Annotated in this window: 14 protein-coding genes, 1 tRNA gene and 3 pseudogenes; 12 read left to right on the top strand and 6 right to left on the bottom strand. The window is 69.7% G+C overall.

The window, feature by feature from the left end:
• Positions 1-257: 257 nt before the first annotated feature.
• Complete coding sequence (locus ACYVL2_RS10565; protein WP_460542985.1) at positions 258-698, top strand: DUF305 domain-containing protein; 441 nt, start codon at positions 258-260, stop codon at positions 696-698.
• A gap of 87 nt (positions 699-785) precedes the next feature.
• Here ACYVL2_RS10565 and ACYVL2_RS10570 read toward each other — a convergent pair whose 3' ends face one another.
• The gene (locus ACYVL2_RS10570; RefSeq protein WP_460542988.1) at positions 786-1,013 is read right to left on the bottom strand and encodes a beta propeller repeat protein; all 228 of its coding nucleotides are present in this window, start codon (positions 1,011-1,013) and stop codon (positions 786-788) included.
• Positions 1,014-1,427 (bottom strand): hypothetical protein, encoded by a 414-nt coding sequence (locus ACYVL2_RS10575; RefSeq protein WP_460542990.1) that lies wholly within the window; start codon positions 1,425-1,427, stop codon positions 1,014-1,016. It abuts the gene before it with no gap.
• Between ACYVL2_RS10575 and ACYVL2_RS10580 the strand changes: the two genes are divergently transcribed.
• Entirely contained in the window at positions 1,416-3,335 is a 1,920-nt protein-coding gene (locus ACYVL2_RS10580; RefSeq protein ID WP_460542992.1) for a heavy metal translocating P-type ATPase, read from the top strand. The genes ACYVL2_RS10575 and ACYVL2_RS10580 overlap by 12 nt on opposite strands.
• Positions 3,336-3,737: 402 nt before the next feature.
• Here the strand turns inward: ACYVL2_RS10580 and ACYVL2_RS10585 are convergent.
• Positions 3,738-3,810 (bottom strand) — tRNA-Arg (locus ACYVL2_RS10585).
• A 198-nt stretch (positions 3,811-4,008) separates the two neighbouring features.
• Positions 4,009-5,622, bottom strand: a pseudogene (locus ACYVL2_RS10590) (glycerol-3-phosphate dehydrogenase/oxidase); the annotation flags it as partial.
• A gap of 71 nt (positions 5,623-5,693) precedes the next feature.
• On the opposite strand from ACYVL2_RS10590, the gene ACYVL2_RS10595 reads away from it, so the two are divergent.
• The 6 genes from ACYVL2_RS10595 (at position 5,694) to ACYVL2_RS10620 (ending at position 10,547) form a co-directional block, all read left to right on the top strand.
• Positions 5,694-6,338 carry a hypothetical protein gene (locus tag ACYVL2_RS10595; RefSeq protein WP_460542995.1) on the top strand — a complete coding sequence of 215 codons (645 nt, stop codon included), beginning with the start codon at positions 5,694-5,696 and terminating at the stop codon, positions 6,336-6,338.
• A 15-nt stretch (positions 6,339-6,353) separates the two neighbouring features.
• Positions 6,354-6,719, top strand: a complete 366-nt coding sequence (gene folB, locus ACYVL2_RS10600) for a dihydroneopterin aldolase (RefSeq protein WP_460542998.1) — start codon at positions 6,354-6,356, stop codon at positions 6,717-6,719.
• Positions 6,716-7,240 carry a 2-amino-4-hydroxy-6-hydroxymethyldihydropteridine diphosphokinase gene (gene folK, locus ACYVL2_RS10605; RefSeq protein ID WP_460543000.1) on the top strand — a complete coding sequence of 175 codons (525 nt, stop codon included), beginning with the start codon at positions 6,716-6,718 and terminating at the stop codon, positions 7,238-7,240. The genes folB and folK overlap by 4 nt, the downstream gene beginning before the upstream one ends.
• Positions 7,233-7,796 carry a DUF3180 domain-containing protein gene (locus ACYVL2_RS10610; protein WP_460543002.1) on the top strand — a complete coding sequence of 188 codons (564 nt, stop codon included), beginning with the start codon at positions 7,233-7,235 and terminating at the stop codon, positions 7,794-7,796. Before folK ends, ACYVL2_RS10610 begins: the two co-directional genes overlap by 8 nt.
• 67 nt (positions 7,797-7,863) lie before the next feature.
• Entirely contained in the window at positions 7,864-9,147 is a 1,284-nt protein-coding gene (locus ACYVL2_RS10615; RefSeq protein ID WP_460543004.1) for a hypothetical protein, read from the top strand.
• A 47-nt stretch (positions 9,148-9,194) separates the two neighbouring features.
• Positions 9,195-10,547 (top strand): ABC transporter permease, encoded by a 1,353-nt coding sequence (locus ACYVL2_RS10620; RefSeq protein WP_460543006.1) that lies wholly within the window; start codon positions 9,195-9,197, stop codon positions 10,545-10,547.
• Between the two features lie 373 nt (positions 10,548-10,920).
• Here ACYVL2_RS10620 and ACYVL2_RS10625 read toward each other — a convergent pair whose 3' ends face one another.
• Positions 10,921-11,706 carry a DeoR/GlpR family DNA-binding transcription regulator gene (locus ACYVL2_RS10625; RefSeq protein ID WP_460543008.1) on the bottom strand — a complete coding sequence of 262 codons (786 nt, stop codon included), beginning with the start codon at positions 11,704-11,706 and terminating at the stop codon, positions 10,921-10,923.
• Between the two features lie 179 nt (positions 11,707-11,885).
• Here ACYVL2_RS10625 and nagA point away from each other — a divergent pair.
• The 3 genes and pseudogenes from nagA to hisC form a co-directional block, all read left to right on the top strand.
• Positions 11,886-12,980 (top strand): annotated as a pseudogene (gene nagA / locus ACYVL2_RS10630) (N-acetylglucosamine-6-phosphate deacetylase); the annotation flags it as partial.
• Between the two features lie 953 nt (positions 12,981-13,933).
• Positions 13,934-14,779 carry an RDD family protein gene (locus ACYVL2_RS10635; RefSeq protein ID WP_460543010.1) on the top strand — a complete coding sequence of 282 codons (846 nt, stop codon included), beginning with the start codon at positions 13,934-13,936 and terminating at the stop codon, positions 14,777-14,779.
• On the top strand, positions 14,776-15,831 hold the full coding sequence (gene hisC, locus ACYVL2_RS10640) for a histidinol-phosphate transaminase (RefSeq protein ID WP_460543012.1): 1,056 nt from the start codon (positions 14,776-14,778) through the stop codon (positions 15,829-15,831). The genes ACYVL2_RS10635 and hisC overlap by 4 nt, the downstream gene beginning before the upstream one ends.
• 36 nt (positions 15,832-15,867) lie before the next feature.
• Here hisC and ACYVL2_RS10645 read toward each other — a convergent pair.
• Positions 15,868-16,209: pseudogene (locus tag ACYVL2_RS10645) on the bottom strand (helix-turn-helix domain-containing protein); the annotation flags it as partial.
• A 228-nt stretch (positions 16,210-16,437) separates the two neighbouring features.
• Between ACYVL2_RS10645 and ACYVL2_RS10650 the strand changes: the two are divergent.
• A complete protein-coding gene (locus tag ACYVL2_RS10650) occupies positions 16,438-17,157 on the top strand; it encodes an FhaA domain-containing protein (RefSeq protein ID WP_460543014.1) in 720 nt (239 codons plus the stop codon).
• Positions 17,158-17,205 lie beyond the last annotated feature (48 nt).

Below are 17,205 nucleotides of genomic sequence, written 5' to 3' on the forward strand. Positions count from 1 at the left end.
CGCGGCGGCTGTGTGCCGCCGCGCCGCGCACGTGCCGTCACCTCGCCGGCGCCCACTCCCGCGGCCGGGTCCACGGCGACTGCCAAGGCCGGAACCTCTTCTGGAAGGGCGACACCGTCACCGCCGTCATCGACGGGGCCCGCGTACGAGTCCGCCTCGTGCGTACTCGGTGATCAGACCGCCGAGGAAGACCCCGGCGGTGCCGCCGGCGGCACCGCGGAGCCGTAGAATCCGAGAAGGGCCCACAGGCGTGGCCGATGGCCCTGGAATTGAGGAAAGCGGCGCGCCCCTTCCATGTGCGTCGCCACCGTCACAGGCTGCGAATGATCGCCCGCGACGGCCTCCACGCCGGAGGGAAGGGCGGCCCGGGCGGGGTCGGGCGCGTGACGTTCCACGGCCATTTCCCTTCTCGCACCGAACTCGCCGAGGCGATAACGCCCACAGCGCATCAGATGCGTCGCGGGCTTCCGGTTTCCGCTCAGTCGGCCGCGGCCGCGTACTTCGCGGGGTCGGCGCTTCCCGGCAGTGTCGAACGCGCCGATTTCGACAAGCTCTTCGTCGAGCTGATGATCGCCCACCATGAGGGCGTCGTCGCCATGGCCGAAGAGCACCACGCCGAAGGCCGGAACGCCGCCGCGGTCATCGACACCCAGACCACCGAGATCGCGACCCTGCAAGAGATCCAGGCACGGCTGTAAGCAATCGGTCCGGGGCGCGTCGACCGTCGGAAATCGCGCCCCGGACGCCGCAGCCGCGATCGCTGCGATCCGTCGGGCAGCGACCGCTCACGAAGCCGGGCGGAAAGCCTCCCGCCAGGCCCAGCCCCAGTCGCTCATGAGAATCCGGCCGTCGTCGGTGGCGAGGAAGAGCTCGTCACCCGCGACGGTGAACGCGGTCGGCGCCGCGCCCACTGCTTCGATCGCCGGTTCCCAGGTGAGGCCCTGGTCGTAATTCTTGTAGATCTCGCCGCCCGGGCCGACGACCCAGAGCGGGAAGAACGTGCTCGAGCCCACTCACTCCTCCGTGGAATATCTCCGTGAGGGGCGAAGTTGAAGCAATTGCCAGTATACCCCCAGGGGGTATATGCTCGAAGCGACGACCTCCGATATGGAAGGAGCCCTCCTGTGAGCAGCAACCACGCCCACGGCGACGACGCGAGGCACCACGAGGACCATTCCGGTCACGACGAACCCTCCGAGCGCCATCGGCACACACCCCATGGTTCGACGACGACCGTTCAAGAGGCGGACGACCACCGGGGCCGCGATGCACATCAGGGTCATGGATCCCATGGCGATCACGGTGATCACGACGCTCATGCCGGCAACGGCGGGCACGACAAGCACGCTGGTCACGATCCGGAGGTCTTCCGGCGCAAGTTCTGGCTCAGCCTTGCTCTGACGGTCCCGCTGGTCGTGACCAGCCACATGATCATGGACTGGTTCGAGTACACACTGGACTTCCCCGGCATGGAGTACGTCGGCCCCGTGCTCGGCACGTTCTTGTTCTTCTACGGCGGATGGCCGTTCCTCGTCGGCGGCGTCCGCGAGGTCCGCGATCGCGCCCCGGGCATGATGCTCCTGATCGCCACGGCGATCACCGTCGCCTACATCGCTTCCCTGGCGACCAGTATCGGCTGGTTCGACCTCGAGTTCTGGTGGGAGCTGGGCGCTCTGATCTCGATCATGCTGCTCGGCCACTGGCAGGAGATGAAGGCCATCGGCCAGGCCCGAGGGGCCCTCGCCGCCCTCGCGGCGCTGCTGCCCGACGAGGCCGAGCGAGTCACCGGCGACGGCTCGACCGAGACCCTCCCCGCCGGCGAGCTCGCGGTCGGCGACGTGGTGCTGGTCCGCTCCGGGGCGCGCGTCCCGGCCGACGGCGAGGTCGTCGACGGCGAAGCCGAGATGGACGAGTCGATGATCACCGGTGAGTCTCGTCCGGTACCGCGGAGCACGGGCGACCGGGTCGTGGCCGGCACCGTCGCCACCGACTCGGCGATCCGCGTGCGCATCGACGCGGTCGGCGACGACACCGCCCTCGCGGGCATCCAGCGCCTGGTCTCTCAGGCCCAGGAGTCCCGCGGGCGCGGCCAGGTCCTGGCGGACCGGTTCGCGGCCCTGCTGTTCTACATCGCCATGGCCGCGGGCGTGGCCACGTTCGCGGTCTGGTCGCTGCTCGGCGACACGGCATCGGCCGTCGTCCGCACCGTCACGGTCCTGGTCATCGCCTGCCCGCACGCGCTCGGCCTGGCCATCCCGCTGGTCATATCCATCACGACCGCGGTGTCGGCCAAGACGGGCATCCTGGTGAAGGATCGGCTCGCAATCGAACGTATGCGCACCGTCGACGCCGTCCTGTTCGACAAGACCGGGACGCTGACCAAAGGCGAGCACACCGTCGCCGGCATCGCCGGGGCAGAAGGCGTCGATGGAGACGAGGTGCTGCACCTGGCCGCGGCGGTCGAGTCGGACTCCGAGCACCCGCTCGCCCGCGCGATCGTCGCCCACCACGGCCACGCGCACGGCGAGGGCGGACACGCCTCGGACTTCCGCTCCCGCACCGGCAAAGGCGTCGAGGCCACCGTCGACGGCCGCCACTACGCGGTCGGTGGTCCGGCCTTGCTCCGTGAACTCGGGATCGAGACTCCGAGCGAGTTGGAAGGCGAGATCGCGACCTGGTCGGATCGCGGTGCCACGGTGCTCTACCTCATCGCCCTCGGCGACGAGACGAAGCTGCTCGGCACCATCGCGCTCGAGGACGAGATCCGGCCCGAAGCGCGGCAGGCGATCGCCGACCTGCGCGCCCAAGGCGTCCAGAAGATCGCGATGATCACCGGCGACGCCAAGGCCGTGGCCGAGGCCGTCGCCGCGGATCTCGGATTCGTCGAGGGCCGCGACGAGGTCTTCGCCGAGGTGCTGCCCGCCGACAAGGATCAGGCCGTGGCCGATCTGCAAGCGCGCGGGCTTCGGGTGGCGATGGTCGGGGACGGCGTCAACGACGCGCCCGCACTGGCGCGGTCCGACGTCGGCATCGCGATCGGCGCGGGCACCGACGTGGCGATCGAGTCCGCCGGGGTGGTCCTGGCCTCCTCGGACCCGCGCGGCGTCGGCGGCGTCCGGCGGCTCTCGAAGGCGAGCTACCGCAAGATGATCGAGAACCTCGGTTGGGCCGCGGGCTACAACATCGTCGCGATCCCTCTCGCGGCCGGTGTGCTGGCCTGGGCCGGATTCACCTTGAGCCCGGCGGTCGGTGCGGTGCTGATGTCGGCCTCCACGATCGTGGTCGCCCTCAACTCCCAACTGCTGCGCCGTGTCAAGCTGACAACGGAGTCCTGAGAGCCGAAGGGCCGCAGACCGTCGGGGTCTGCGGCCCGAGTCGCCGCATCACGCCTCCGCTACTGCTCTGGCCAGCCGCGCCCTACGCGATGATGCCCAAGACGGCGGACCCCCATAGGGGCCGGAGGAGCCCGGCACCGTCCTCAGAACTTCGGGCTTCGCTCCGCACCAGTCCTCGATGAGGTCGGCGGGGCCTGCCGCCTCGATGCCGTCCATGCCGACTGGCGCGCGGCGATGCTCGGCCTCAAGTAGCGGTAAACCTCCCGGCCAATGGATCGGGCGGGGCACCACGCCCGCGACTACCAGCGCACCGGCAAGCCCAAGGGCCCGCCCGATAAAACGCGAAACGGCCCCAACCATCGCAGGTTCGGACCGTTTCCCATGTCCTGATACATCACACGGTGCCCCAGGCAGGATTCGAACCTGCGACGCACGGTTTAGGAAACCGACGCTCTATCCCCTGAGCTACTGGGGCGACGACAGACGAGTCTAACCGATCCGATCGCAGCGGCCATGCGGCCTCTGGACGCCTCAGCGGCTCGACACGGCGGATCTCGGCCGCCGCCAAACGCGCGGCCTCCGCCGCGTCGTCATCCGGCTGCTGCTGCGACCGCCGCTCCGCCTCCACCCGCCGCAGGTACGCCTCCACCTCCGCAGCACGCCGCCCCTCGTCCCAGCCCAGAACCTCACCGGCCAACCCGGCCGCGTCCATCGCCGCGCGCGTACCCCGGTCCGAGGTCTCGATCGACAACCGCAACCGCCGCGTCAACACATCGTCCAGATGCAGCGCGCCCTCGCAACGCGCCGCATACACCACCTCGGCGCGCAGATAGTCGCCCACGCCCGGCAACGGCCGGCCCAGCTGCGGCTGCTCCGCCGCGAGACGCAGCACCTGCGGCGCCAGACTCCCGTACCGGCGCAGCAACCGCTCAACCGACTCCACCGGCACCCCGAAACGGTCCGCCAGCGCCTCCCGCTCCGACCAGAACCAGCCGAAGCCGTCCGCTCCCAGCAACGGCAGCAAATGCGTCCCACTGGCCGGCACCTCCCGGCCCAGCCTCGAGACCGCCCGATCCACCGCGTCACGGGCCATCACCCGGTACGTCGTCAACTTCCCGCCGGCGACGAAGAACAACCCCGGCTCGGCCTCCACCACCGCGTGCGTCCGACTCAACTTCGAGGTCTCCTCGGTCTCCCCGCGCAGCAGCGGCCGCAGCCCCGCGTACACGCCCTCCACCTGCCCCACGTCCAGCCGCTTCCGCAGCACCTCGCTGGCCTGCTGCAACAGATACGCCACATCACCGGCCGACGCCGCCGGATGCGCCGGATCGAGCTTCCAATCGGTATCCGTCGTACCGACGATCCAATGCCCGTCCCACGGGATGATGAACAGGACACTCCACTTCGTCCTCGCGATGACCCCGGCGTTCCCATCGATCGCCTCGCCCGGCAGCACCAGATGCACGCCCTTCGAGGCCCGCACCGCCATCCCCATCCGCTCGGGCACCATCCGCGCCAGCTCGTCGCTCCACACCCCCGCCGCGCAGATCACCGTCGAAGCCCGAACCCGATACCGCTCACCGCTCTCCACATCGAGCACCTCGACACCGGTCAGACGCCCGCCCTCCCGGACGAAACCCACCGCCTCCGCCGACGACACCACCGCCGCGCCCAGCGACGAAGCCGTCCGCGCCAACGTCACCACCAGCCGCGCATCATCGACCCGCCCGTCGAAATACCGGATCGAACCGCGCACCCGCCCGGACAGATCCGGAAACGCCAAATGCGTCGCCGCCCGCCCCAAATGCCGATGCCACGGCATACCGCCCCGCCCGCGACCCGCAGCCGCGCCCGAACCCCACGCCGCCGCGAGCACGTCGTACACCGCCACGCCCGCGCCATAGTAGAGCCGCTCCCACCCGTCCCTCAACGGCAGCAAGAACGGCACCGGCCGCACCAGATGCGGCGCCAACCGCTCCGACAGCAGCCCCCGCTCGGCCAACGCCTCCCGGACCAGACCCAGCTCCAACTGCTCCAAATACCGCAAGCCCCCATGCACCAGCTTGCTCGAACGCGACGACGTCCCCGAACCGAAATCCCGCGCCTCCACCAACGCCGTCCGCAACCCGCGCCCGGCCGCATCGACCGCCGCACCCAGACCCGTCGCCCCGCCGCCCACCACCAGCACATCGAACCGCTCCTGCGACGACCGCTCCAGATCCGACCGGCGCCGCTCCTGGGACAGACGACCGGACTGCGAACGCGTCCAAGCGGCGAGCGTGACCATACGGTCACCATACTCAAAACGCCCACACCTAGTGACGTATAGCGCCCAACACCTTTCGGTACCGTAGAAGGGTGGCCCCTTCCCCCCGATGGAGTCCGCGACGGCTCACCGCCTTCGCCCAACGCATCGAAAGCCGGCTCACCCTGCCCGTGGTGATAGCCGTGTGCGCCTCCGTGCCCGCAGTCTTCCTCACCATCTGGTCCGACGGCGAACTCGTCATGGCCGGCAAAATCCTCGGCTGGGCCGCCGGAGCCGTCCTCTGGGCAGAGACCGTCATCCTCCTCCTCGCCGCCGAACACAAACGCAAATGGCTCATGCAGCACAAATGGCTGCTCCTCGTCTCCGCCCTCACCCTCCTCAGCCTCATCGTCGCCGCCGGCGGAGCCCAAATCCTCCGACTCCTCTACGTCATCGGCTCCATCCGCATCCTCCGCGCCAAACGCATCATCACCGCCGCCCAAGTCCTCAACCGCCGCTTCAGCCTCGGCATCTGGTGGCGCTCCGCCCTCTTCACCGGCTCCGGCGTCATCGCCGCCGTCTTCGTCGCCGTCGTCCTCGCCGACCCCACCTCCGAATTCGTCAACCTCGCCAGCTGGTTCGACCACAACCTCGAAATCATCCCCATCCTCCTGGCCGGCGTCATCCTCACCGCCGCCACCTGGCTCGTCATACGCGGACGCGCCGAAGCGGACGAAAAAGAGCACGAAAACGAATGACGTAGGCTCAGGCACGTGGATACCGACGTCATCACCCTGTCCGGCCTCAAAGTGCACGGCCGCCACGGCGTATTCGCCCACGAACGCGAAACCGGACAAGACTTCATCGTCGACGTCACCCTCACCACCTCCACCGCCCAAGCCGCCGCCACCGACGACCTCGCCCACACCGTCGACTACGGCGCCCTCGCCGACACCCTCGCCGACATCGTCGGCGGCGAACCGTGCAACCTCATCGAAACCCTCGCCGAACGCCTCGCCACCGCCTGCCTCCGACACCCGCACGTCGAACGCGCCAAAATCACCGTCCACAAACCCGGCGCCCCCATCGCACACCACTTCACCGACGTCGCCGTGACCATCGAACGGAACCGCCCATGAGCCGCGTCGTCCTCAGCCTCGGCTCCAACCTCGGCGACCGCGAAGCCAACCTCACCGCCGCCATCACCGCCATCCGCCCCCACACCGTCTCCGACCTCTACGAAACCCCACCCTGGGGCGGCGACGACGAACAACCCGCCTACTACAACGTCACCGCCATCGCCACCGACCCGGCCAAAGGCGCCGACCAATGGCTCCAACTCGCCCAAGACCTCGAACTCGACGCCGGCCGCATCCGCGACCCCGACCGCCCCTACGGCCCCCGCACCCTCGACGTCGACCTCATCGCCGTCTGGAACGACGACGGCACCCCCGTCCACCGCGCCGAACCCCGACTCGAACTACCCCACCCCCGCGCCCACCTCCGCGCCTTCGTCCTCGTACCCTGGCTCGCCATCGACCGCCAAGCCCACCTCCCCGGCAAAGGCCGCGTCCGCGACCTGCTCCGCGACGACAACCTAGCCGCGGACGCGCGCGCATTGCGCCGACTGCACCCGATATGGTCAGAAGATCATGAGTGACGACAAGCACGGTCCCCAGCCGACCCTGAGGCCGACCGCCCCGTCCACCCTCGCCGTCAGCGCCACAGCCGGCGGCGCCACCACACTGCTGCTCGTCGCCCGCTACTACCAGCAAGCACCCGACCTCGCCTGGTACAACTCCGCGGCCATCCTCACGCTCGCCGCACTCCTGGCCTGGCTCGCCTGGAACACCAGAAAGACGCTGAACCCGAACCCGCGGCGAACACCGGCGGAAGCCGCCCAGCAAACCGGGACCCCCACACCACCCACCGGGACCCTCCAAGGCCCCGACCACGCACTCCAGATCGCCAGATACGCCGTCCTCGCCAAGGCCGCCGCCATAGCCGGCGCCCTCTTCTTCGGCGCCTACCTGGGCTTCACGATCTGGCTGGCCATCCAAAGCGACCGACTCACCGCCGCCACCGACGACCTGCCGGGAGCCATCCTCGGCACCGTCTCCTGCGCCGGGCTCACCGCCGCCGCACTATGGCTGGAACGCTCCTGCAGAATCCCGCCACAACAAGAACGCGACGACGACGACAGCTCAACTGGATAGCCACAACACCCGGTTCCATCCCCATCCGGTACATCACGCATACATTGCGCGTTATGAGGTGCGCCAAATGAAGTTTGACACCCCAAGTCGACGCGACGACCGCGATTCGACCTCATCCCACGACGTCGTCGCCGAACTACCGGCCGACCGCATGGCCGTCCACGTCGTCTGGGAAATCGGACTGATGCTCCTCGGCGGCGGCATCCTATTCGCCCTCACCCAATCCGCCGGCGGACCATTCGCCGAACAATCATGGAACGGCTACACGGCCGCCCTCGCCCCCCTGCTACTCCTCGCCACCGCCGTCGCCACCTCACTGCGCATCGGCTCCATCAACCTCGCCGTCGGACCCATCGCACTCCTGTCAGCCTGGATCTTCACCGACGCCTCCGGCTCCGGAACCGCCATCGCACTCGGCACGGGCCTCGGTGCCGCCCTCTTCGCCGGCATCTTCCTCGCCATCCTCTGCGCATGGCTCCGCGTCCCCGGCTGGGCCGCCAGCGGCGTCATCGGCGGCGCGATCGGACTCTGGTCCGGCACCGCCGGCGACCCCGCCGACTTCATGCTCGCCGAACTGCCCGCCACCGGCATCCTCGCCGCGCTGGCGGGCGCGATCGGACTCTCGGTGTTCCTCGGGCTCGTCGGGGCGTTCGTCGGCGTCCGACAGCGCCTCGCGCCGATCCGCGACACGCCCGCCGGCGACCGGCACGGGCGCGGCGGCACCGTCTTCTTCGGCACCCTCATGTCCACGACGATGGCCGGCGCCGCCGGCGTGATCATCGCCTGGACCGGCGTTCCCGAAAACGGGGCCGCCGGACTGCCCGACCCGATCCTCCTGTCGGTCATGGCGCTCGGCGCGGCCCTGCTCGGCGGCACCAGCCTCTTCGGTCGACGCGGAGGCGTGTGCGGGACCGTGTTCGCCTCGACACTGCTGCTGGCCCTGATGTGGCTGGCGGAGGCGCGCGGCTGGAACTTCGACCCCGGCTGGATCGCGCTCGGCGCGATCGTCCTCGGCTTCCTGGTCACCCGTCTCGTAGAGGCCATGAACCTCCCCGACGAAGACGAGCTCGCCTTCTCCAACCGGGCAGGCGAGGTCGACGACCTGCGCGAAGACGACCCGATCCCGGCTCAACGAGACGGCGACTACGAGCAGTACGACGAAGACCTGGCGGCCGTCGGCAGCGGCGGCGACCCATGGGCGACCACCGGGAGCATGCCTCGCGTAGGCGGCGACCCGTTCGGCGCCTCGGGAGTCTTCGACGACCTCCGCGACCCCCGCGCCGACGACTACGGCTACGAGTCGCACGGGGGCGCTCGATACGATGACGGCGACCGACGTTTCGGACGGTAAGGGCCGGATTCGTATAGAAACATCCCCTCCACACAGAGGACTCTCCAATGACCTATGTACCCCCTGAACGCGAAGACGAGGACGGCGAGCAGCGCGACCAGACCCAGCAGCTGACGGCCGTGCCGGGCGCCCTTCCCAGCGTCGGCAACGGCGACATGGGCGGGCAGTCGGCACCCTTCCAGCCGGAGGCCTCGCCCACCGTGCCGTTCGCCTCCGACCGCGGCGAGGCGAGCGGCGCCGACTTCGCCGAGGCCAAGCCGCCGCGCGACCGGCTCGTCTTCCAGCTGGTCTGGGAAGCCATCCTGGTGCTGCTGACGCTCAACGCCCTGTTCCTCGTCTACCAACAGCGCAGCGAGATCTTCGGCGACCAGCCGCTGATGGACACGGCCAACACCGAGATGGCCCGCCTGGCCCCGCTGCTGCTGCTCGTGACCGCCCTCGGCCTGTCACTGCGGCTCGGCGCGGTCAACCTGGCCGTGCCCGCCATGGCGTTCCTGGTCCTGTCGGCCCCGACGATGTTCGTCAGCACCAACCCGTGGATGGGCTTGGGCATCACCGCCGTGGCCGCGGTGGTGACGACGGCGGTGTTCACCGTGCTCGCACTCGCGCTGCGCATCCCGGCGTGGATGACCGGCCTGGCGCTGGCCTTCGCGATCGTCGGTGCCGCCCCGCTCATGAGCCGGCTCGCCGCAGACCTCAACCTCGAGTCCGGTTCCGGCTGGACCGCTCCGGACGGCATGTGGCTGTTCGCGGGCGCGGCGGTGATCTCCCTCGCCGGTGGGCTGCTCGGTCTCGCTCCCGGGGTGCGCGACCGGTTCACGCGCGTCAAGGGTGCGCTCGAGGGCACCGAGCCCCGCGAGGCGGCTTCAGTGCTCGCCCTCTTCGGCGGCACCTTCCTGTCGCTGTTCCTGGCCGGCTCGGCCGGCTTCCTCGTGGCGGTGTTCCAGTCCGGCGAAGCGATGCAGGGCGGCTCCGTGTTCGGCTCCTTCTCCTCAGCCGGCGGACCCACGCTCCTGCTGACGCCGTTCGTACTGATCGCAGTGCTCCTCGGCGGCACCAGCCTGTGGGGGCGCCGCGGCGGTATCGCCGGCACGCTCCTGGCCACGGTGCTGCTGTGGTCCGCGATCCTGCTCCGGTCGAACCTCGAGGCGCCGTCCTCGGACCCCGAACTGTTCAACCGCTGGGACGGCGTGATCTTCGCGGGCGCGCTCCTGGTGGGCGTGGTCGTGTCGGTCGTGCTGGACCGGCTGGGCCGCCCGAAGGTTTCCGAGCCGCTCGAGGAGCAGCCGATGGAAGGCGCCGGCGTGGAGGGCCAGTTCAGCCCGAACCAGGGCGGTCTGTTCGAGCCCGGACCCGGAGCCGATCAGAACGGTCAGGAGAGCATGGTGCCTCGCTCCTGATGTGAATGTGTCGTTCGGCGGACGGGTCAAGGTTCTAGGGGAGTCTTGGCCCGTCCGCCGTTTTTTATGCTGTTGTGTGTTGTGTGGCTTCGGCGGCCGGAACGGGCTGGGTTCCGGCCGCCGTGGCCTCCCGGGCGCCTGGTGCAGGTGCCGCGGCGCGGGAGCCTACCCCGCGCCGCGATCTTCCGGCGGTCCGCGCGGTCTCCCCTATTAACCGCCGACCTACACCAAAACTGGAGCCAGCGTCCCACAAGAAGTCAAGGGCCTCAAGCACTGATTCTCCGCCTGTGGACAACTTCGGTACTCAGCGGTGTTCTGACTGGTAGCCGGATCGTAGCGAGGGTTGGTGCGGAGCGCGGCCGCCTGTGGACAACTAGACGACGATGACTCGGATCCCGGCCTCTTCGAAGGCCCGCAGCTGCTCCGGCGGGGCGTTTCCGTCGGTCACCAGGGTGTGGACCCGGTCGGTGGCGCAGATTCTCGCGAAGGCGTGGCCGCCGATCTTGGAGCCGTCGGCGATGACCACCACCTTGCGGGCCCGGGCCGCCATCAGCGCGTTGATCGCCGCCTCGCCTTCATGGTGGCTGGTCGCGCCGAGCTTGATGTCGATCGCGTCCACTCCCAGGAAGGCGATGTCCAAGGTGATCTCCCGCAGGATCGGCGCGGCCAGCGGCCCTATCAGCTCGTACGACTGCGGGCGCACCACGCCGCCGACCACCACCACCTTCAAGTGCGGGCGCACGATCAGCTCGTTGGCGATGTTGAGCGCGTTTGTCACGATCGTCAGCCCCGTCGAGCCCGGTGTGGCCACCAGGTCGGTGCGGGTGGCCAGCGCGCGGGCCACCTCGGTGATGGTCGTGCCGCCGTTGAGGGCGATGACCTGTCCGGCGTTGACCAGTCCGGCCGCGGCGGTGCCGATGCGGTGCTTCTCTTCGACATGGCGGGCGGTCTTGTAGCGCAGGGGCAGGTCGTATGAGATGCCGCCGGCGACGGCGCCGCCGCGGGTGCGGGTGATCATCTGCTGCTGGGAGAGCTGGTCGAAGTCGCGGCGGATGGTCGCCTGTGAGACGCCGAGCCGGCTCGCCGCGTCCTCCACCGTGATCCGGCCGGTTTCGGCGAGGATCTCCAGCAAGGTGTTCCACCGGGCGTAGCGGTCCACGGTTCTCCTCGGGTCGGTATCGCGGCGGGCCGCCGCGGCCTGCAAGATAGTGTTCGAAACTAGGTCGTCGGTGCGCGCGCCGTGCACGTTGCAGGCTCGCGCGCTCATGAGTATTCTGCCGCACCGGCGTGAGCTGTCACATGCCGGATCGAAATGAAGGAGTTCCAGTGGAAGGCGTCATGCTGCCGGACGTGGGCCGGATCGTCACCCCGGACGGGGTCGTGAACGGGGCCTTGGTCGTCGAGGGGGATCGGATCGCCGCGGTCGAGGAACGGGACGGGGATCCGAGCGGCTGGGTGCTGCCGGGCTTCGTGGACGTCCACTGTCATGGCGGTGGCGGGTATTCGCTGGCGGACGGTGATGCGGACGCTGCTCGTTCGGCGGCGGCCTTCCATGCGTCGCGGGGGACGACGTCGCTGGTGGCGTCGTTGGTGTCGTCGCCGCACGAGGACATGTTGTCGGCGACGAGGGCGCTCGCGCCGCTGGTGGCCGAGGGGACGCTGGTGGGGGTGCATTGCGAGGGGCCGTACATTTCGGCGGCGAAGTGCGGCGCCCATGTGGTGGAGGCGCTGCGTGATCCGGATCTGGGCGAGTTGGCGGAGCTGCTGGAGGCCGGTGAGGGCGCGGTGAAGATGGTGACGATCGCTCCGGAGCTGCCGGGTGCGGTGGAGGCGATCGAGTTCCTGGATTCGCGGGGGGTGGTCGCCTCGATCGGGCACACCGACGCCAGTTATGAGCAGACGGAGGCGGGGATCGATGCGGGGGCGCAGTCGGCGACGCATCTGTTCAACGCCATGCGGGGTTTCGATCATCGTGATCCGGGGCCGGTTCCGGCGTTGATCGCCGATGAGCGGATCTTCTCGGAGATCATCGCGGACGGGGTGCATCTGCATCCGGGGACGATGCGGTTCGCTTTCGACGTGTCGTTGCCGGGTTGGACGATGCTGGTGTCGGACGCGATGGACGCGGCGGGTCTGGAGGACGGCTCGTACCGGCTGGGGCGGCACGAGGTGGAGGTGCGCGAGGGGGTCGCTCGGGTGGCGGGGACCGACACGATCGCGGGTTCGACGATCACGTTGCTGGATGCGGTGCGCAATGCGGTGCAGTTGGCCGGCCGGTCGGTGGCCGCGGCCGCGCAGATGGCGGCGACGACGCCGGCCGAGCTGCTGGGGTTGGAGGATGTGGGCGCGATCGAGCCGGGCCGGTTCGCCGACGCGGTGGTGCTCGACGACGAGTTGCGCCTGGTGTCGGTGATGCGCCGTGGTGCGTGGCTGCGGGTGTTAGAGCGGCGGGGCCGCGTCGTAGTAGCTGTTGCCGCCGGCGCCGATGAGGACGTAGATCAGGCAGAGGGTGAAGAACGAGACGATGCCGAGGACGAGTCCGGCGATGGCCGCTTTGCGGTTGGTCGCTTCGCCTTTGTTCGCGCGGCTCCACCCGACGGCGCCGAAGATGATGGCGAGGACGCCGAGCGGCCAGGTGAAGAGGTTGAGGCCGGGGATGAGGGACAGGCCGACGGCGACGATGCCGCACACGAGGCCGGCCAGGCCCATGCCGTTGCGGGGTTCGCGGCCGGGGACGGGCCTGTCGCCGCCGTAGGGCGGTGGGGGCGGCATCGAGCCGCCCGAGTACGAGCCCGGCGTGGCGCCGCCGCCGGACGGGTCGGCGTCGCCGGGCGTGCCCGGGGAGGGCGGGTCCTGCGTGGTCATGGCGTCCTCCTCAACGGCGTCGCGCCGAAGCGCTCTTGTCCCGCAAGGTACTGCATTGCCGGGCCGGACGTGCCGTTTCGACCGATCGCGGTGCCGCCGAAGGCGCCGGCTCCCTCACCGCTGAGCGGCGTTCGGATTTTTTGCCGAATGGGGTTTACTACCGGTGAGTATGCGGGTAGAAATGAGTTACGGATTCCGAAGGACTATCCGGGGACACGGTCTCCGCAGACCGGAGGAATCCGGGCACAGCCGCCGAGTACCCACGTGCGACACGAGCCGTCGGGAGGCACAGCGGGCCCCGCGCCTAGGAGCAGGACACCGCTTAAGAGATTTCACGCTTGGTAACTCGGTCCGGATGTGGCAGCAGTGAACGAACGGCCCGGTCGGGGATTCCCCGGCCGGGCCGTATCACTGCGGAAGGGGCCGCGGGGCGGGCGCCGGACCCCTGGTGCGGGCCCGCCGACGGGCCTAGGCGGCAACTCGCTGGGATCGTCGGCGGGCGGCTGCAAGAATGGGCGTCGATGACCACGATCGAACCGGGCTGGTACCGGGACCCCGCCGACCCAGCCGTGCAACGCTACTGGAACGGCTCCGCCTGGGTCGGCAAGCCCGTCCCGGCCGACGTCGAACCCCCCGAGAGCCCCGAACCGGTCGACGAACCCGCCGAACCCTCCCCATCGGACGAGGCCGCCGGCCCGCAGGGGATCGGCGGCTTCGGCGGCGAGGCGCCTCCCAAGATCATCCAGCGCGCCCCCGGCGTCACCCAGCCGCCCGACACCGTCCCCATCCGCAGCCTCGGCATCACCGTCGGCTGGATCTCCAATCGGGACGTCCAGCGCATCCTCGCCGGCCGCGTCCTGGCCCACCCGGGTTCGCGCTTCGTCGCCCGCCTGATCGACTTCCTGTGCCTGCTGGGCCTCAACGCCGTCGTCAACGGCTACTTCATCTACCAGTTCCTCGAGCAGCTCTGGCCGGCCGTCCAGGAGGCCGCGCAGAACCCCGACAGCAGCGAAGTCCAGATCGGCGACGGCGCCGCCAACGGCTGGTGGATCGTCCTGCTCATCGGCATGGGCCTGTGGTTCGCCTACGAGGTCCCCGCGACGCTCAACACCGGGCAGACGATCGGCAAGCGCCTCATGGGCATCAAGGTCGTCTCCCTGGCCCCGGTCGAGCTGGGCTGGGGCCGGCTGCTGCTGCGCTGGTCCTATGCCGCGCTGCCGCTGCTGTGCTTCCCGTTCGGCGCGATCGTGTGGATCCTCGACGGGATATGGTGCACCCGGGACCGGCCGTTCCGCCAGTGCCTGCACGACAAGTCCCCCGGCACCGCCGTCGTCGAGGTGCCCCGTACAGAGGAGTCACATTCATGACCGCGCCGCTCCGATCCGACCTCGAGGCGATCCCGACCTACGTGCCCGGCAAGGCCATGCCCGAGGCGCTCAAGCTCTCCAGCAACGAGGTCCCCTACGGGCCGCTGCCGGGCGTGGTCGAGGCGATCGCCGAAGACGCCGGCCGGGTCCACCGCTACCCCGACATGGCCGTGGTCAAGCTCCGGGAGGCCCTGTCGCAGCGGCTCGGCGTCGAAGTGGACCGCATCGCCGCCGGCACCGGCTCGGTGGCGCTCATCGGGCACCTGCTGCAGTCGGTCGCGACGCCCGGCAGCGAAGTCGTCTACTCGTGGCGGTCCTTCGAGGCCTATCCGATCGCCGCGACGGTCGCGGGGCTGCGGAGCGTGCAGGTCCCGAACACGCCCGACCACCGGCACGACGTCGCGGCCATGGCCAAGGCCGTCGGCCCCGACACGCGCGCGGTGATCGTGTGCAGCCCGAACAACCCGACCGGGCCGGGTGTGACCGCCGGTGAACTCGACGAGCTGTTCGACGCGGTCGACGAGTCGGTGCTGGTCGTCGTCGACGAGGCCTACCGCGAGTTCGTGACCGACCCCGAGGTGCCCGACGCGATCGAGCGCTACGGCGACCGGCCCAACACCGTGGTCCTGCGGACCTTCTCCAAGGCCTGGGGCCTGGCCGGGCTGCGTGCCGGTTACATGGTCGCCGCGAGCGAGGTCGCCCAGACCGTCCGCAAGTGCGTGATCCCGTTCGCGGTCAACAGCCTCGCCCAGACCGCGGCGCTGGCGGCGCTGAAGGCCGACCGGGAGATGCGCCGCCGCGTCGGCCTGGTCGTGGACGAGCGCGAGCGCGTGACCGCCGCGGCGCGGGAGCTGGTGCCGGCCGTGCCCGGGTCGCAGGCGAACTTCTTCTGGCTGCCGCTGGGCGAGCGGGCCCAGGACTTCGCCGCGCATTGCGAGCGGCGGGGGATCCTGGTGCGGCCGTTCGCGGGCGACGGCGTCCGGGTCACGGTCGGGCGGGCCGAGGACAACGACAGGATGCTGGAGGCGCTGCGCGAGTTCGTCGGCGCTTGAGCGAGGTCAGCGGCGGGTGGGCTGCGTCGGCAGCGTCGCCGTGCGCTCGTTCTCGCGTACGAAGGACTCGTAGATCTCGGTCAGCGTCTGCTTCTGCTTGGCGTTCAACTCCGGGTCGGTCGCGATCGCCAGCGGCGTCGCCCCGCCCTCGTCGGTGCCGAGACCGGCGCGCAGGTACATGATGGGCGTGGTCATCCGCAGCGCCGCGGCGAGTTGCCGCAGCACCGCCGCGCTGGGCCGGCGCACGCCGCGCTCGCCTTGCAGGTACGGGTTCGACACACCGGCCTGATCAGAGAGCTCACGGAACGAGACGTGCGCGCGTTTGCGCACGTCGCGGATGAATGAACCAATGTCGCGATCTGTCACCCGCGTCACCATACGCGCCTCCGAACATGAGCGCAATGCGGCCTGGCCAGCGGTGTCATGAGCCGATACGACCCGTTGATCGAGTCGTCACCCGAACCCGTGATCCGAGGGCTGCTCGCGGAAGTGTTGGCACTCAACCGCTCGTCGACGCGTGAAACCTGCCGATACCATCGGAGTGCGACGCGCTTATTCTAGGGACAGCGTCACCGCCTGCTGGGCGTCAAACGAGGAGGATAACCGGTGAGCGTTCTGCAACGCTTGGAAAAACAACTGGAGGGCCTGTTCGAGGGCACCTTCAACAAGATGTTCAAGGGCGTTGTGCACCCGGTCGAGATCGCCAGCGCCATGCAGCGCGAGGCCGAGACCCACAAGGCCGTGCTGGCCGGCGGTCGTGTACTGGTGCCGAACCGCTATGTCATCGACCTCTCGCCGCCGGACCACGACCGTTTGGCGCCGTACGCCGCGGCCCTGGCGCAGGAGCTGGCGCAGTCGCAGGCGGAGTTCATCGGTGAGAACGGCTGGACCGTGTACGGCGATGTGATCGTCGAGATCGAGCGCGGCGAGGGACTGGACACCGGGATGTTCCGGGTGACCGCCGAGGTCGCGGCGCTCAATGAGGGCGTCGATTCGTCGCAGCCGGTGTCCGGCGGCGGTTACGGGCCGTCGCATCAGCCGGCTCCGGCCGGTCCGGTGCTGGTGGCCGCGGACGGTCGCCAGTTCACCGTCGCGCACGGTGCGACGGTGATCGGGCGGGGTGAGCAGGCGCAGATCCGGTTGCCGGATGTGGGGATCTCGCGCCGTCATGTGCGGGTCGATTTCGACGGCCGGCAGGTGTCGGTGACGGACCTGGGTTCGACGAACGGGACGCTGGTCAACGGGCAGCGTGTCACGACGGTGAGCATGCAGCCGGGTGATGTGCTGCAGATCGGGACGACGTCGCTGACGCTGCAGGCCGGTTAGGGCGCGGCCGCCGCAGCGCGCGGGGCTGCGCGAGTGCGCGTGGGCTAC

The sequence above is a fragment of the Glycomyces halotolerans genome (assembly GCF_054779575.1).

What these genes read in the sequence shown, in the direction of transcription:
- ACYVL2_RS10615 (WP_460543004.1), top strand. Translation starts at nt 7,864, where the DNA reads ATGAAGTTTGACACCCCAAGTCGACGCGACGACCGCGATTCGACCTCA.
- ACYVL2_RS10565 (WP_460542985.1), top strand. Translation starts at nt 258, where the DNA reads ATGGCCCTGGAATTGAGGAAAGCGGCGCGCCCCTTCCATGTGCGTCGC.
- ACYVL2_RS10610 (WP_460543002.1), top strand. Translation starts at nt 7,233, where the DNA reads ATGAGTGACGACAAGCACGGTCCCCAGCCGACCCTGAGGCCGACCGCC.
- hisC (WP_460543012.1), top strand. Translation starts at nt 14,776, where the DNA reads ATGACCGCGCCGCTCCGATCCGACCTCGAGGCGATCCCGACCTACGTG.
- folK (WP_460543000.1), top strand. Translation starts at nt 6,716, where the DNA reads ATGAGCCGCGTCGTCCTCAGCCTCGGCTCCAACCTCGGCGACCGCGAA.
- ACYVL2_RS10620 (WP_460543006.1), top strand. Translation starts at nt 9,195, where the DNA reads ATGACCTATGTACCCCCTGAACGCGAAGACGAGGACGGCGAGCAGCGC.
- ACYVL2_RS10635 (WP_460543010.1), top strand. Translation starts at nt 13,934, where the DNA reads ATGACCACGATCGAACCGGGCTGGTACCGGGACCCCGCCGACCCAGCC.